Below are 16,481 nucleotides of genomic sequence, written 5' to 3' on the forward strand. Positions count from 1 at the left end.
TTTAATGAAATTAGTTTAGCTATTTTTGCTCAAAAGATAGAAAGGAATGTCTGAAAATATACAGCAAAAAATAGAACAGCTAAGAAAAGAGCTTCATCAGCACAATGAAAATTATTATCATTTGGATGCGGGTACCATCTCTGATTATGAGTTTGATATGCTTCTGGAGCAGCTTCGGGACCTGGAGGCGGAGCATCCGGAATTTTACGATGAAAACTCTCCTACCGTACGAGTAGGAGGAGGAATTACGAAGGTTTTTCCTACTATTCAGCATAAATTCAGAATGTATTCTCTTGATAATTCTTATGATTTCGATGATCTTGAAGATTGGGAGAAAAGAATCATCAAAACCATCAATGATCCTGTAGAGTTTGTTGCAGAGCTGAAATATGACGGTGCTTCTATTTCTATTCTTTATGAAAACGGAAAACTGGTTCAGGCCGTAACCCGTGGTGATGGTTTCCAGGGAGATGAAATCACTTCGAACGTCCGTACGATCTCTGATATTCCTCTGACACTGAAAGGAGATTTCCCAGCTTCTTTTTTTATGAGGGGAGAAATTTATCTGACCAGAAAAAACTTTGATAAGCTTAATCAACTTCGTGAAGAGGAAGGATTGGATCCGTTTATGAATCCCAGGAATACAGCCAGCGGAAGTTTAAAAATGCAGGACAGCGCGGAAGTAAGAAAGCGTAGTCTGTCTTCTGTACTTTATCAGTTCATTTCTGAGGATGTTCCTGCGCAAACGCATTGGGAACTGCTGCAAAAAGCACAAAGCTGGGGTTTCAGAACGTCACAGCAGGCTAAACTTTGTACAACCATGGATGAAGTGAAGGCGTTTATCAGTTTCTGGGACACGGAGCGCCACCATCTTCCTTTTGAAATTGACGGAATTGTTTTAAAAGTAAATTCTTTACAGCAACAGAGACAATTGGGCTATACGGCAAAATCCCCGCGATGGGCTATGGCCTATAAATTTAAAGCTGAAAAGGTAGAAACTGAGCTTCAGAGTGTATCTTATCAGGTGGGAAGAACAGGAGCGATTACACCGGTGGCTAATTTAAAGCCTGTTTTACTGGCTGGAACGATCGTTAAAAGAGCTTCCCTTCACAATGAAGATATTATCAAAAAGCTGGATCTCCATGAGCATGATTTTGTGTATGTGGAAAAAGGAGGGGAAATCATTCCGAAAATTGTGGGAGTGAATACTGAAAAAAGAACTTCTGAAAGTAAAGAAATTGAATATATTACCAATTGTCCTGAATGTGGAACTGAGCTGGTGAAAATTGTGGACCAGGCGATCCATTTTTGTCCGAATGAGCTTCACTGTCCTCCTCAGGTCGTGGGAAGGATGATTCATTATGTTTCAAGAAAGGCTTTGAATATCGATAATCTGGGAAGTGAAACTATAGAACAGCTTTACAGAGAAAAATTAATTGAAAATCCTGCTGACTTTTATGCTTTAACGAAGGAACAGATTCTTCCACTGGAGCGAATGGCGGAGAAGTCTGCACAGAATATTATTTCCGGAATTGAAAAGTCCAAAGAAATTCCATTTGAAAAAGTTCTTTACGGAATCGGGATCAAGCATGTGGGAGAAACGGTGGCCAAAAAGCTGGTCAAAAACTTTGCTACTATTGATGAACTGAAGGAAGCTACGGTAGAAGAGCTTTGCCAGGTGGAAGATATCGGAGCAAAAATCGCTGTAAGTATTGTGGAGTTTTTCAAAAATCCGGAAAACCTGCTGATGATCGAGCGTTTGAAATCATATGGAGTTCAGCTTGAAAAAGGGGAAAGTACGAATGAAGTTTTATCGAATATTCTGGAAGGCAAAACATTCCTTTTCACAGGAAAACTTTCATTATTCACAAGAGAGTCTGCGGAAGAAATGGTGGAAAAACATGGTGGAAAAAATATTTCTGCAGTGTCTAAAAACCTCAACTTCCTTGTGGTTGGTGAGAAAGCAGGAAGCAAACTGAAAAAGGCTCAGGATATCGGAACCATCGAAATTCTTGACGAACAAGAGTTTCTGAATCTGATAGAGAAACAGTAATATTTTTAACAAATTATAATTAAACCATTGGGATTAGATTCCAATGGTTTATTTTTGCGCTTTAAGTATAAAAATAACTACAAACTAATAATCCATGAAAAAAATCTGCTTTATCATTTTTATGATGGTATTGTCTATGTTTCAGGCACAAATTGTGAACATTCCTGATGCTTATCTGAAATCAAAATTATTTGCTTACGGAGCAACAAGTAATTCCGGCGGAACATTTATTACTCTTGATGCGAATGGCGACGGACAAATTCAGGTATCGGAAGCAGCAATGGTTTATAAAATTAATATTAATAACCTTACCGATGCGGTAACGAGCTTATCCGGTCTGAATGAATTCCCCAATTTAAAAGAACTGGAACTAACCAATCCTAACCTATTAACCTACAGTCTGGTTTTTAGCAATTATCCTGCTCTTCAGAAAATAAAATTTATGGGAGGTGAAGTCGCTAATGTGACTATTGAAAATTGCAATGCTTTAAGTCTGGCACATCTGGGGGCACATGGAAACGTTATTAGTATTCAAAATACATCTGTTCAGGAAATTAAGCTGGAGAATGTAAATGCTATCAGTATTTCATCAGCTCCCAATCTTAAAAAATTCTCTTTATTTGCCTCAACTCTCTCCTCTTTAAACCTGAGTAATTTACCTTCACTTGAAGAAGTAAGTATTACAGAAAACCCATCTCTTACAAGCATTAATTTTGCCGGAGATACTGCTTTAAAAAAATTAGAATTATTTCGGAACCAGCTAAGCGGCCTTAGTGTACCCAATCCTTCTCTTGTTAACTATTTAACGATATCCACTAATCATTTTCAAACTTTTGACGCTACTCCCTACATTGGATTAACGTACCTCGACGTCCACGAAAACCAACTTACGAGCCTGAATTTAAGTTCTAATCCTTTGCTTTCTCAGCTTTTGGTTTCTGAGAATTCACTGTCAACATTAACATTCAACAATAATATAAATCTGCAGTATATCTATGCTGGTAATAATCAATTACAGAATTTAGATTTTACCCAAATTCCTTTTTTAAGAGGAATTCAGATTCAAAATAATTTGTTTACCAATATTGATTTTTCACAGAACGCTGCCCTGATTTCTTTTGACTGTTCCAATAATCTGAATCTCAAGACTCTGATGATGAAAAATGGAAAAGAAAGTTTTAACGGTCCCGGATCAGCTTGTGCGTTTGCCAATACACCACAGCTAAAATATATATGTATTGATCCGGCAGAAATTTATGTGGTCAATTCACTTCTAACCCAATATAATCAGACCAATGTTGTCGTAAACTCCTATTGCACTTTTACTCCGGGAGGCAATTCCTATCTGTTTCAAGGAACTATAAAATACGACAGCAACGGAAACGGATGTGATAATAATGATCCTTTAAAACCCTTTCAAAAATTCAATATTTTAAGCTATGTTTCAGGCTACTCCATTGCTCTATCTGATGCAAGCGGCTCTCATCATCTATATCTTCCCGCAGGGACCAATATCATTACTCCTTTATTGGAAAACCCGAACTATTTTACGGTTTCACCGACTTCAGTAACGGCTACTTTCCCCACTCAGCCCACTCCTTTTACGCAAAACTTCTGTCTTGCAGCCAATGGCACTCATCACGATCTTGAAACCGTAATTATGCCTGTTACTATTGCCCGCCCGGGTTTTGATGCTCAATATAAAATCATTTATAAGAACAAAGGAACATCGGTACAGTCAGGATCTCTTGGTTTCAATTATAATAGTACGGTAATGAATTACCTGACTTCAACCCTTGCTCCGAATTCTCAATCACCGGGAATTCTGAATTGGAATTTCAGCAATCTTCTTCCGTTTGAAACAAGAGAAATCACGGTAACCGTACACTTGAATACCCCAACACAAACCCCTCCTCTTAATGGTGGAACCATTCTTCATTATGGTGCACAAATCAATGGAGCAGCGGATGATACTCCTCTTGACAATATCTTTACCTTCAATCAAACCGTTGTCAACTCTTTTGATCCAAATGATAAGACCTGTCTGGAAGGAACTACCATTTCTCAAACCAAGGTTGGAGATTACGTTCATTACTTAATCCGATTTGAAAATACAGGAACGGCCAATGCCCAGAATATTGTGGTAAAAGATGTGATCGATACTTCAAAGTTTGATCTCTCTACTTTAGTGCCCCTGAATGGAAGCCATCCTTTTATCACGAAGGTTAACAATCCGACCGTAGAATTTATTTTTGAAAATATTCAGCTTCCTTTTGATGATGCCAACAATGACGGGTATATTTCGTTTAAAATCAAAACCAAATCTACTTTAGTTATTGGTGATACTTTCAGCAATACCGCACAGATTTATTTTGACTATAATGCTCCGATCGTTACGAATACCTATACTACTTCAGTACAAAACGTATTGGCGACCTCTGAGGTGGATATCCGCAAGAATGAGGTCAATATTCATCCTAATCCTGTCGAAGATATTCTTTATATCCAATCAAAAGATGAGGTGATCAAAGCTGAGATCTACGATGTCAATGGAAGAATTATCAACTCAAAGGCTGTGAGCGGAAATTCAGTCAACGTTTCTGAACTTGTAAAAGGCACTTATCTTATCAAATTATTCACAAAAAATAAAGCTGTAAGTCAGAAATTGATTAAAAATTAATTGAAACAAACTTGTTGAGATTTAAGACTGCTTCTTTCCAGGGCAGTCTTTTTTCGCTCTTAATGATAGAAATAATATTTTCAATTAGATTGAATAATAGTAATATTTTTAATTAAATACGAATAATTAACGCTTTATATTTTAAAAATAAAATATATCACATAATAATATTTTATTTGTACATTTAACAAAACAAATCACCAAACCATGAATAGACTTTACTTTTTTGTGCTTTTTCTAGCACATCTGTCACTCAGTGCACAGATTATTAATTTCCCGGATCCACAATTTAAAGCAAAACTTGTTTCAGCAAGTCAATGGAATTATGTTGCGCAGGATCTCAATGGAAATACGAGTGTTATTGACACCAACAATGATGGTGAAATTCAGGTCAGTGAGGCCTTGAATATTTCGAGCATCAGTTTAAATCAAACACAGATTCACGACATTACAGGAATTCAGAATTTCGCTAATCTGAAAATGCTCGTAGTACAGGGAAATATTTATATTGATGAAGTGAATGTGAGCCATATGACTGCCTTGAAAATTCTAATCGTTAATAATAATGCAGTGGATGTCATCAACACTCAAGGCTGCACGCAGCTTGAAGATTTTAACCTTACATCTAATGGAGGATATGTGACCAATATGAATTTTTTACAGAATTCTTCTTTAAAAAGATTGACAATCAGAGGCAATGCGCACTTAGCCAGTGTAAACATTCCAACTCTCACCAATCTTGAAGAAATTGAGTTCAGTGACAACCTTACTTATCCGAACACCATTACAAGTTTGAATCTTACCAGTAATGTCAATCTTAAAAAAATTGTCATTGACAAAAGTAATCTGAACTCCTTAACATTAGGGCCTTTAAACAAGCTTTTGCACTTCAGTATTAAGAATACGAAACTGACCGCACTCAACTTAAGCAATGCAATTCTGCTGCAATATCTATTGGTGGATGCCAATCCATTATTGAGTTCGCTAAATATCCAAAATACAAATAATCTGGATAATTTACAGCTACTGAACTCTCCTTTAATCACTTCCGTTGCGCTTCAAAACAAGCCGAATCTTAAAACATTAAGCTTAGGAGCAACCAATGTGACATCACTTGATTTTACAGGCACTCCGCAAATTATCAATATGAGCATCGGTGGAAATGCATTGACCTCTCTTGATGTCTCTCCTGTTTTGGGATTAAAAGCTTTTAATTTTAATGAAAACGGCATAACGAGTCTGAATTTAAGCCAGAATACAGAATTAGAAGGAGCCACCGTAAGTGGAACGGGTATCCAAAACATCAATGTTAAAAATGGAAATCCGAATTTGAATTTCTATGCAGGATCATCAACCTATTCACCCAATTTGGCTTATATATGCTGCGATACAGATAAAGTACAGCAGTTTTCCAATATGCTGATCAGTCAGGGGCAAAATCATGTGGAAGTCAACAGTTATTGCTCATTCACCCCTGGCGGAACAACGTATACGATTCAGGGAAATACAAAGTATGACTCCAACAATAATGGTTGCGATACCAATGATGTAAACAAGGCATTCCAAAAATTTAATATCACAGACGGAACTAACTCCGGGAGCTACATCGCAGATGGCTCCGGAAATTATTCTATTTCTGTTCAAGAAGGACTACATATGATTACTCCGGTTGTTGAAAATCCTGCGTATTTTACTATTTCTCCAGCCAGTATAACAGCGGATTTCCCGGCACAGGCGAGTCCATTAACTAAAAACTTTTGCGTAAGTGCCAACGGAACGCATCATGATTTAGAAGTTGTCATTATTCCTATCAACAATGCCAGACCGGGGTTCACGTCTCTCTACAAAATTGTTTATAAAAACAAAGGAACCACTGCCCAATCAGGAACATTAGTATTTAATTACGATGATGCACTGACAGATTATCTAAGCTCAACAACTGTTCCTACTTCCCTTTCAACAGGCGTTCTCAACTGGAATTTCACGAATCTTTTACCTTTTGAAAAAAAGGAAATTACCGTTAGTTTAAAACTCAATACTCCTACACAAATACCGGCATTAAATGGCGGAGAAATTCTGCAATACACGGCTCAAATCACAGGAGCAACCGATGAAACTCCTGCTGATAATTATTTTGCGCTCCATCAAACCGTTGTCAATTCTTTTGATCCGAATGATAAAACTTGTCTGGAAGGAACATCCATCACCCAGGTACAAGTGGGAGACTATGTTCATTACCTGATCCGATTTGAAAATAAAGGAACGGCCAATGCCCAGAATATTGTGGTAAAAGATGAAATCGACCTGTCAAAATTTGATATTAATTCTGTAGTACCATTAGCGGGAAGTCATAGTTACACAACAAGAATCAGCAACGCTAATGTCATAGAATTTATTTTTGAAAATATTCAGCTGCCTTTTGATGATGCTCATAATGACGGATATATTTCATTTAAAATTAAAACAAAGGCCACCATGACAATGGGTGACAGTTTCAGCAATACTGCTAAAATTTATTTTGATTACAATCATCCTATCATTACCAACACTTTCACAACGACGGTCAGAAATGTACTGGCAACGTCAGAAGTAAGCAAAGGAAACGACATGGTCACCATCTATCCGAACCCTGTACATGATGTTTTGAATATCCAATCTAAAAACACGGTGATCAAAGCGGAAATTTATGATGCCAACGGAAGAATGATCAGCTCAGCAAGTGTAACAGGAAGTTCTATCAACGTTAGGGAATTAACGAAAGGGAACTATATTATTAAACTGTTTACCAAAGACAAGACTGTGACTCATAAGTTTATCAAAATGTAAACTAATCATCTTATTTATATCTGTAGGGCTGTGCATTTTTGTCACAGCCTTTTTTTCTCCTTATGATCCGAATCCGAAAATAAGTGACACTACAGCGTACAAAACAAAAGCAAGCAAAGGACACCCGAAAAACGCAGCAATAGAAAATACGAAGACATAGGTCCCATAGTTTTTAGCGGAAGAAAACATCCCGGTTACCGTATGATGAATGGCCAAAAGGAAAAAAGTAAAAGCCACGAGCAAAATATTGGAAAACAAAAGGAACAGGAAGAAGTCTCCGGTATCCCGTACCAGATCATCAGAATCTATAAGGCTCAAGAATATGGCGGTTACCAAAAGAAAAGCTGAGAAAGGGAGTATTATGTAAAGTATCGTCCTTTTCCGGTTGGGATGATCCGAAAACGCGAAATAATACAGATTGGCTGCAGCGAAAATCAATAGTATGTAAATGATGAATTCCAACATGGTAATAAAAACTGATTTTATTCTTTGTTCCGATGCAATGGAAGATTGGCCTATTTGAAAACAAGAATTGTATAGTTATCCTGTGCAGTTTGGGGGTAAACCATTCTGATCTGTGCTTTATTTTTAAAATAATCCACATAATTTTCACCGGTAAGAACCTTTCCCTTTTCCGTTTGTTGGTAACCTGCTGCTAGAATGACTTTTATATAGGTATCATGCTCTTTTTTGTCTTTGAACTGAAATTCTATATTGTCCTGAGATTTGTCTTCCGTATATTCAAACTTCCCGATCTTATAAGTAAAATCCGGACTGTCATATTCAAACAGAATAAATGCAGGACTTTCTGTTTTGTCATAGAAAGTATATTTATGCTTCTTAATTTCTGTTTTAAAAGCAGCCATATCAAGCTTATTGAATGCGGCCAGCTCTTCCACTTTGAATGCCTGCGCAGCCAGCTGTGAATGCATAAGCGTGCAAAGCATACTGATCATCATTATTTTTATTGTATTCATCGTTTAATTATTCTTTGATATTATTTTCCCGGATAAAATTTTTATAATTTTCTCCCCACACCGGACTTTTTTTAAATTCCGCTTTTCTGCTGACAATTATAGCTGCCCCTTCATTAAAAAGCTTTTCATCTTTGAGCATTTTCAGACCATCCATGATATTAAGGGCACCATAGGCATTTTCATTATTTCTTACCCTGTCCAGAAGAACATCCCGGTTCTGAAGTACGGAATCATTGTCTTTCAGTTTTGAGATGAAACGGTTCAAATCAAGATCATCGAGATACTGAAGAGAATTTCTTACTGCTTTTTCATAAGTTTCCCGGGAAATCTTTTTTGCTTTTTCCAATAGGGTAACCAGCCTTAGATTATCGTCAAAGATCATTTCACCGGATCCATCCTCCTCCAAGTGATCCATATCGTATGTATTCACTGCAATCACTTCGGCTTGTCCGGGTTTCAAAAATCCATCCAGCAAAAATTTTGCGGTTTCTTTTGGGGTATGTGTTTTTTCATAGGCATCCAGAATATCAAAAGAAATGATTTTATCTGTTACCCAAAGATCAGCCAGTGCAGCATCATACAGGGTACATTTTTTTATGGAGATCTGCTGATAGAGGAAAGCCAGGCAATTCCCGCCACAATCCTTTTCCTTATTGATTTTCTTATTGTATTCAATGGCTTTAATCACTATTTCTTTAGCTTCTTCACTACAGAATTCAGCTAAGGCAAGCATGAAAGCAAAATCAGAAGAATCATTCCTATTTTCTTTCATCATCGGCAGAAACTTAGGATCCGGAAACTCTTGAATGGCCGAATAAGCTTGTTTTCCAAAACTTTTGATCAGCTCTATATCATTAGGGTTTTTATATTTTGCAAGATTCACTAGCAGTATGGGTGATTTTGTTTCCATCACCAGTCTTCTGATTTTGGTGTAGCTATCATCATCCAGCGGCAGGTCAGAGGTCAGAGCCTCCAGAAGATCTGTATTGACAGGATCAGTGTTCAGTGCGATAGATACCATCTCACTATGAAGATTATCTTTTTCTTTTTCTGAAAAATTATTTTCTCCGTCAATTGCTTCATAAATATAGACCGACAAAAAATAATCACTTACAATACAACCCGCTCTATACTTTAATTTTTCCTTTGAATGAATATTTTTTTTAAAAACTTCCAGCATTTTTTCACCTTCTTTTTTATTAGCCAGAACGTTGACTGCTGCTGCTTTTATGTAAACATTTTTACCCTCTTCCGCTAAGTATACAAGTTCTTCCGTACTTGTTTCTTTAAAAAGTAATTCCTCTATCTTTTTTATTTCTTGGTCATCACTTGAATAAAATAATATTTCTTTTTCAAGAGGTTTAATGATGGCAGCCGTTCTCTTTGAAACCTGAGAAGTGGCACAGAAAAAGAACAGGAGTAGTAAAAGGCTGATGGGGCTTTTCATGGAATAGTTTTGCTGTTATGTAAATGTAAAATAATTTTGCTAATGAAGAGCAGAAGGCATTCTATTCTTTAAAGCTTCCTGAAAAAGTTTGATCTGGTCAGGTGTAAGATTCTGTAAATAGATCGTCCGTTTCCCATTAACCAGAAAATCAGGGTAAGATACTAAAACAACAGAATTATTATTGAAACTGAATTCTCTCAGCACAGTAGGACTTTTCGTATTTCTCTTATCAGAAAAAAATATAAGATTAATGAAACGGGAAGGAATACAATAAAAATTCTTTGAAAATAAAAAAACAGAGTTTTGATTCAAAAGAATATCAAAGCTACACCAACGGATGCTTTTTCTCAAAAGTCCCTTTTCTATAACAATCTTTCCCCTAATTTTTTTTAATTCCCTGAAATCAGGTTGTTTGTATTTCGTTATTATTTTTTTATTCTGAAAATAAAAAAATATCCCTTGTAGAAATGTTGATGCAACACAGATGAGAAGGAAGTAAATCAAGATTTTGTCAGGCATTGAAAAACAAATGTATATTAATTTAATATTTTGGAGGTTGTTTTATAAATTCTCCACCTTTATGTGGAAACTGAACATATAATTCCGAAGGTTGTGGAATCTTTGCTTTACAGCTTTCTGAGCATACATTCACCAGTAGAGGAAGAACATCTGTGGCGATTGATAATGAAATCCAATACTGATCCGGTTCATTTTCCGGTATTTCATTTTTACAGATACTGCACTTTACAATTTCAAAATCATAATACCTTAAAGGGCGCTGATACAGATTAGGAAAATGCGTCCGGAATTTATAATTTCCATAGAGCGCTCTTGTACTCACTGTGCTGCTTTTAAGATTTTTACAGTATATGATTTCATAAGGAAACCACATAAGGTTATAAGAAGTATAAGGAATAAACTCTTCCAGCGATTCCATTTCCCCTATTTCAGGTGGTATCTGCTTTAAATGACTGCCATAAAGCATCATTTTTTTTACTTTTTTCAGCTTGGCAATAGATTTTGGAAGCGTTTCGATCAATTGAAACAACTCTGAACCAATACCTTTTCTCGGTTCAAATTCTTCATACCCTCCTTCTGCTACTTCATCAATATAAAGACATAGTTTCTTCCACGCTTCAGAATTTTGATCCTGCACCACTTTTTTTACCTTTGGAACTCTGTTCATCGCATCAAATTTTATTTTCCTCCCGTCTTCCATCCCAAAGAGATAGGATGATTAGCTCTGTTTCTGAAAACTCATAAAATATAAGATAATCCTTAACAATCTTTACTCTTACATTTGTGACAGCAGTTTTCCTCCCTATTAACGGAAATAGAGACAGCAGTTTGACACTGCTAATTATCAATTTATTTAGTTTAATACTGAATGTTTTGGATTGATTTCTGAGAATCCAATATTCAAGAATTTCTTTTCTTTCAATATTGGCTTTATGTGTCCAGATTACTTTTCTCCCAGCCATTCTTCAATATCCTGATTGGCTTTATCTTCTGTAAGATATGCTGAGTTTTTGTATTCTGCCTGTGCTTCAGCAATTCTGTCTTTTTGGGATTCGGTAAGAATATATTCGTTTTCGTTCAATTCAAAATCCAGCAGTTTTTGAATCTCCTCCATAATTGTTTTTTCTTTTAACTGACTGATTCTGTTGATCAAGTCAGCTTTTAGATCTGATGTATTCATCTTGTGTGATTTTCATTCAAATTTAAAAAAAATTATTTAAAATCTGTTTAAACCACCGGCAGTCTGAAATAAAAAGTACTTCCCTGATTGGGGGAACTCTTCACTCCTATTTCGCCGTTTTGCTTTTCTATAAAATTTTTGGAAATAGCCAGTCCCAGCCCTGTTCCGTTCTGATGCTCTCCAGGAACCTGAAAATAGCGGTCAAAGATCTGGCAGTGATACTTTTCATCAATTCCGCTTCCGGTATCGGTAATGCTGAACTGAATCATTGAGTCTTGTTTTTCTACTGTGATACTGATATTTTCATCCTGGAAAGAATGTTTAACGGCATTCGTAAGGAAATTATTCATCACCCAAACCGTTTTGTCGAAATCTGCAGTAATGAAATCATTATCGTCAATCAGATATTCAGTATTGATAAGAATATTCTTCTGCTCTGCCAGCTTTTCAACATTTTTCACGGCAGCCTTTACCACTTCTTTCGGGGAGCATTTTTCAACGGTCAGACGGATATTTCCGGTTTCTACCTGCGAAAGATTCAGCAATTCTCCGGTAATATTCAATAGCCTTTGACCGTCATCATTGATGCTTTTGAGCAGTTCTTTCTGCTGGTCATTCAACTCGCCGAATTTTTGGTTTCCTAGGAGCTGTACTCCCATTTTTATAGCAGAAATCGGAGTTTTAAGTTCATGAGAGATCGTGGCTATGAAATTGGTTTTAGCAAAATCAAGTTCTTTAAAAGGCGTAATGTTGCGGAGAAGAATTACTTTACCAATATATTTGGTTTCCTTTTCACCCGTTTTTACAATATTGATAGGAATAATATCCTGTTCAAAATAGTTCTCTTTATGATCACGAACAATCTTGATCGGCTCTTTTACCGGATGGTCAATATTTTTAAGAAGCTCCCGCAACAGATCATTATTGATCGCTACTTCATGAGCTGTTTTCCCGATGATTTCCTCTTTATGCAGATTGGTGATTTTTAGGGCTTCATCATTGATCATGTAGATAAAATGGTTTTCATCCAGACCGATTACTGCATCATGCATATTGTTCACCAGTGTTTCGATTCGTTTTTTATCCATCAGCTGTTTGGAAAGACTGCTGCTTTCGTACTCCTGAAGTTTTTCAGCCATCGTATTAAAAGAGTCTGCAAGGCTGTTGAATTCCTCACTGCCTTTGAAATGTACTCTTTCATTGTAATTTTTAGCAGCGATCTGCCGGATACCGAATGTGAGCTGGTTGATAGGTTCCGCGATCGTCTGGGGAAGATTAAACAGCAGAATAAAAGCAATCAGAAAACAAACCGTTCCCAAACTTACGATCCAGAAAGTGGCATTTTCAGCGGTGATGATGGCGATATCACTTTTTCTTTCAATCCCTTTCATATTCAGGGACATGATTTTTGCAAGGTCTTCCCGGATCAGTTTTTCTTTTTCCGGAGAAGATTGTTTCAGATAACTGTTGAAATGCAGATTCAGACTTTGAGTCGCTTCCTTTTCACCAAATTCAGTAAGGTTTTTCTCCTGCAGCTTATTATTTTTCTGAAAATCATTCACGGCAATAGCACTGTCCGTGCTTATTTTATCCAGGGCGAGAAGCATATTTTTGGAAAATTCCAAACTGTTGTAATTGGCCGTAAGGATCTTCTCCGTATCGGATTTTAGTTTATTGATATAGACGGATCCGATCACTGACATGAGAACGATCAGTAAAAATAAAAGACCTACGCCTAAGGTGAGTTTTGTTTTAAGTTTCATTACTTCTAAGATAAAATAATAATATCTATCTGCTTTTCATTGAGTCTGTTCATCAACGTATAAATCCAGCTATAGCCGGAAAGACGCTGCCAGAGCTCTGCGTGGGGTTTTCCGATACAGACCGTCGTGATATTGTGGGCGATCACATACTCCAGAATTCCTTTGTGGACGCTGCTTTCTTTTACCCGCACCACTTTGGCCCCCAATTCCTGTGCTAAATTAAAATTATTAATCAAATACCGCTGTTTGTCGAGGGCAATTTTTTCGGGATTTTCTGATGGCTTCTGTACATATAGGACGGTCCACTGACTGTTGTAGTAACTCGCCAGACGTGCTGTTTTTCTGATGATATTTTTAGCAATCTTTTCATTACTGCTGATACAAGCAAGAAATTTTATGGGTTTAAAATTCTCCGTTTTAATTTCGGTTTCAACCTTTCTTTCGACGTGCGCAGCGACTTCTTTTAAAGCAAGTTCCCGGAGTTGCAGAATATGTCCGCTTTGAAAGAAATTGGTCAATGCGGTTTGTATCTTTTCTTTTTTATAAATTTTACCTTCTTTAAGACGGGTCAGCAATTCATCTGCGGTAAGGTCTATATTGACCACCTCATCTGCAAGGCTCAAAATCTTATCAGGAACCCGTTCAGCCACTTCTATTCCCGTGATATTCTTCACTTCTTCATTCAGGCTTTCAATATGCTGGATATTCATGGCACTGATGACATTGATCCCGTTATCAAGGATTTCCAGCACATCCTGCCATCTTTTTTTATTTTTTGAACCTTCTACATTCGTATGGGCCAATTCATCCACAAGAACCACCTCCGGATGTTCATTGATAATGGTCTGAAGATCCATTTCTTCAAGGTTTTTACCCTTATAGAAAACTGATCTTCTCGGTATTTCAGGAATTCCGTCGGTAAGAGCAACGGTTTCTTCCCGGTCGTGGGTTTCTATATACCCGATCTTTACATCAATGCCGTTACGCAGAAGGGATTGTGCCTCCTGAAGCATCCGGAAGGTTTTCCCGACGCCTGCACTCATCCCGATATAGATCTTGAATTTTCCTTTCCTGGATTTCTGGATCAATTCTAAAAAATGTTTTGCTGATGACATTGATTTTTTTTGCTTTATTTTTTTTAATACAAAAGGCACAAAAGGTTTATTTTCCACCAGTTTAGACTGTATAAGTAAGTTACGATTATTTTGGGTATTTTTTTGAACCACCTGAAACCACCCCGTCAAAAATTCTTTGAATTTTTGCCACCCCTCCACGGGAGGGGAATTTTTGACGGCTCAATGATTATTATCCATCAGAATAAAAATCCTCGATTTTTGAGAACTTATATGATCTTCTTTTCTCAAAGCATTTAAACTTCAAATAACTTAAGTGTCAAAAGCTTTTGTGACTTTTGTGGTTAATTAATCATTTTTTATATTCTAAAACCAGACTGACAGACTTGTTGTAATTTTGAAATGCCTTAAACCACCCCGTCAAAAATTCTTTGAATTTTCGACACCCCTCCACGGGAGGGGAATTCTTGTCGGCTCAAGGATTATTACCCATCAGAATAAAAATCCTCGATTTTTGAGAACTTATGTGATCTTCTTTTCTCAAAGTATTTGAACTTCAGATAACTTAAGTGTCAAAAGCTTTTGTGACTTTTGTGGTTAATTAATTATTTTTTATATTCTAAAACCAGGCTGACAGACTTGTTGTGATTTTGAAATGCCTTAAACCACCCCGTCAAAAATTCTTTGAATTTTTGCCACCCCTCCACGGGAGGGGAATTCTTGTCGGCTCAAGGATTATTATCCATCAGAATAAAAATCCTCGATTTTTGAGAACTTATGTGATCTTCTTTTCTCAAAGTATTTGAACTTCAGATAACTTAAGTGTCAAAAGCTTTTGTGACTTTTGTGGTTAATTAATTATTTTTTATATTCTAAAACCACGCTGACAGACTTGTTGTGATAAAGAAGTTCCCTTGTTTCATCTCGTCATTTTTCACGAAAATAGCATCTTTCGAGGTAAATCCCCGGGCTTCTGTACGGAAAATGACGTTCTTCAAAATAGCATAATCTACATTCAGGGAGTATCCGAAGGTTTGGAAACCATTAGGCGTTTTGGTACTGATGATGACCCCGTTTTTATCATTGTAATATTCGAACCTTCCTGCCAGAGCCCATTTGTTATCAAGCTGGTATTTCATTAGGACGTTGGGAGTATACCAGATATTGTAGCTGCTGCTTCCTTTTGTTTTCTGCTCTGCCCCGATATCAAATCCCAATAAGGCTGAGAATTGATCTGTCAACTGAAAACTTCCGTAGAGATCATGAAAGTAGCGCATTCTTTTTTCCTCTTTTGATTTATCGTTTCCGATGAATGAACTGCTGTTCAGCGTAATTTTTTCAGTGGGTTTGTAGGTTACCTGATGTCCGAAAGAGATGGTTTGGTTTCCTTCCGGCTTTGCGATACGTTGCCAGCCATTCAATACCAATCCGCTTAAAAACCATTTTCCGCTGTCGGATGTATAAGAAACTTTTGCTCCGGTTTCAAAATAAGGTGAATTTTCAGCGGCAAAACTTCTGGTCAGGTTGATATTGTCTTTTCCAATAGCACTTTCCCAACCGATGTGGGAAGGCATAATTCCCGCATCGATCCATAAGTTTTTGGTCTTTGAAATTTTGATTCCCACGTTTGCTTCATTGACATAACGCAATGCATCCTGTTCCGCAGCCATATTATCCTGTGCGTAGGTTCCTACCATTAAAGCCACATTGGCACGAAGGTTCTCACTTTGATAATTGGCCTTGATTAATCCTAAATTCAGATTGAGCTCATTATGTCTATTGTAGGAATATAAAAAATTCTGACGGAGATGATTAGCTGGTTCATTAAAATCATAGGTGTAGAAAAGTTCTGCATAGGCAGAAAAAGTCACTTTATTTTCTGTTTTTAATGAATCTGATGATTGTGCTTTCGGGAAAAAGATCCCGAATAATACAGCACTGGTAATGATATATTTTTTCACGA

General features: G+C 36.8%; 13 protein-coding genes. 3 read left to right on the top strand and 10 right to left on the bottom strand.

Annotated features, from left to right (window positions below; translation table 11 throughout):
• The first annotated feature begins 46 nt into the window (after positions 1–46).
• The 3 genes from ligA to BW964_RS08580 all read left to right on the top strand — a co-directional run bounded on the left by ligA (position 47) and on the right by BW964_RS08580 (position 7,559).
• Positions 47–2,053, top strand: a complete 2,007-nt coding sequence (gene ligA, locus BW964_RS08570; protein WP_076506402.1) for an NAD-dependent DNA ligase LigA — start codon at positions 47–49, stop codon at positions 2,051–2,053.
• A 94-nt stretch (positions 2,054–2,147) separates the two neighbouring features.
• On the top strand, positions 2,148–4,733 hold the full coding sequence (locus BW964_RS08575; RefSeq protein WP_076506403.1) for a DUF7619 domain-containing protein: 2,586 nt from the start codon (positions 2,148–2,150) through the stop codon (positions 4,731–4,733).
• 207 nt (positions 4,734–4,940) lie between these two features.
• Complete coding sequence (locus BW964_RS08580) at positions 4,941–7,559, top strand: DUF7619 domain-containing protein (protein ID WP_076506405.1); 2,619 nt, start codon at positions 4,941–4,943, stop codon at positions 7,557–7,559.
• A 60-nt stretch (positions 7,560–7,619) separates the two neighbouring features.
• On the opposite strand, the gene BW964_RS08585 is transcribed toward BW964_RS08580, so the two are convergent.
• From BW964_RS08585 to BW964_RS08630, 10 genes are all read right to left on the bottom strand, one after another.
• The gene (locus BW964_RS08585; RefSeq protein WP_076506406.1) at positions 7,620–8,024 is read right to left on the bottom strand and encodes a hypothetical protein; all 405 of its coding nucleotides are present in this window, start codon (positions 8,022–8,024) and stop codon (positions 7,620–7,622) included.
• A 50-nt stretch (positions 8,025–8,074) separates the two neighbouring features.
• A complete protein-coding gene (locus BW964_RS08590) occupies positions 8,075–8,536 on the bottom strand; it encodes an omptin family outer membrane protease (protein ID WP_123911924.1) in 462 nt (153 codons plus the stop codon).
• 7 nt (positions 8,537–8,543) lie between these two features.
• Positions 8,544–9,983: a hypothetical protein gene (locus tag BW964_RS08595; RefSeq protein WP_076506409.1), complete on the bottom strand. Its 1,440-nt coding sequence runs from the start codon at positions 9,981–9,983 to the stop codon at positions 8,544–8,546.
• Between the two features lie 39 nt (positions 9,984–10,022).
• Complete coding sequence (locus BW964_RS08600) at positions 10,023–10,334, bottom strand: hypothetical protein (protein WP_123911923.1); 312 nt, start codon at positions 10,332–10,334, stop codon at positions 10,023–10,025.
• Between the two features lie 190 nt (positions 10,335–10,524).
• Entirely contained in the window at positions 10,525–11,169 is a 645-nt protein-coding gene (locus BW964_RS08605; protein WP_076506754.1) for a hypothetical protein, read from the bottom strand.
• A gap of 4 nt (positions 11,170–11,173) precedes the next feature.
• Positions 11,174–11,464 (bottom strand): type II toxin-antitoxin system RelE/ParE family toxin, encoded by a 291-nt coding sequence (locus BW964_RS08610; RefSeq protein WP_076506412.1) that lies wholly within the window; start codon positions 11,462–11,464, stop codon positions 11,174–11,176.
• Entirely contained in the window at positions 11,446–11,682 is a 237-nt protein-coding gene (locus BW964_RS08615; protein WP_076506414.1) for a hypothetical protein, read from the bottom strand. The genes BW964_RS08610 and BW964_RS08615 overlap by 19 nt, the downstream gene beginning before the upstream one ends.
• Positions 11,683–11,729: 47 nt before the next feature.
• The gene (locus BW964_RS08620; protein ID WP_076506415.1) at positions 11,730–13,445 is read right to left on the bottom strand and encodes an ATP-binding protein; all 1,716 of its coding nucleotides are present in this window, start codon (positions 13,443–13,445) and stop codon (positions 11,730–11,732) included.
• A 5-nt stretch (positions 13,446–13,450) separates the two neighbouring features.
• Entirely contained in the window at positions 13,451–14,560 is a 1,110-nt protein-coding gene (locus tag BW964_RS08625) for a histidine kinase (protein WP_076506755.1), read from the bottom strand.
• Between the two features lie 830 nt (positions 14,561–15,390).
• The gene (locus BW964_RS08630) at positions 15,391–16,479 is read right to left on the bottom strand and encodes a porin (RefSeq protein ID WP_185117114.1); all 1,089 of its coding nucleotides are present in this window, start codon (positions 16,477–16,479) and stop codon (positions 15,391–15,393) included.
• Positions 16,480–16,481: the final 2 nt, after the last annotated feature.

It is taken from the genome of Chryseobacterium shigense (assembly GCF_900156575.1).
GTDB lineage: Bacteria > Bacteroidota > Bacteroidia > Flavobacteriales > Weeksellaceae > Chryseobacterium > Chryseobacterium shigense.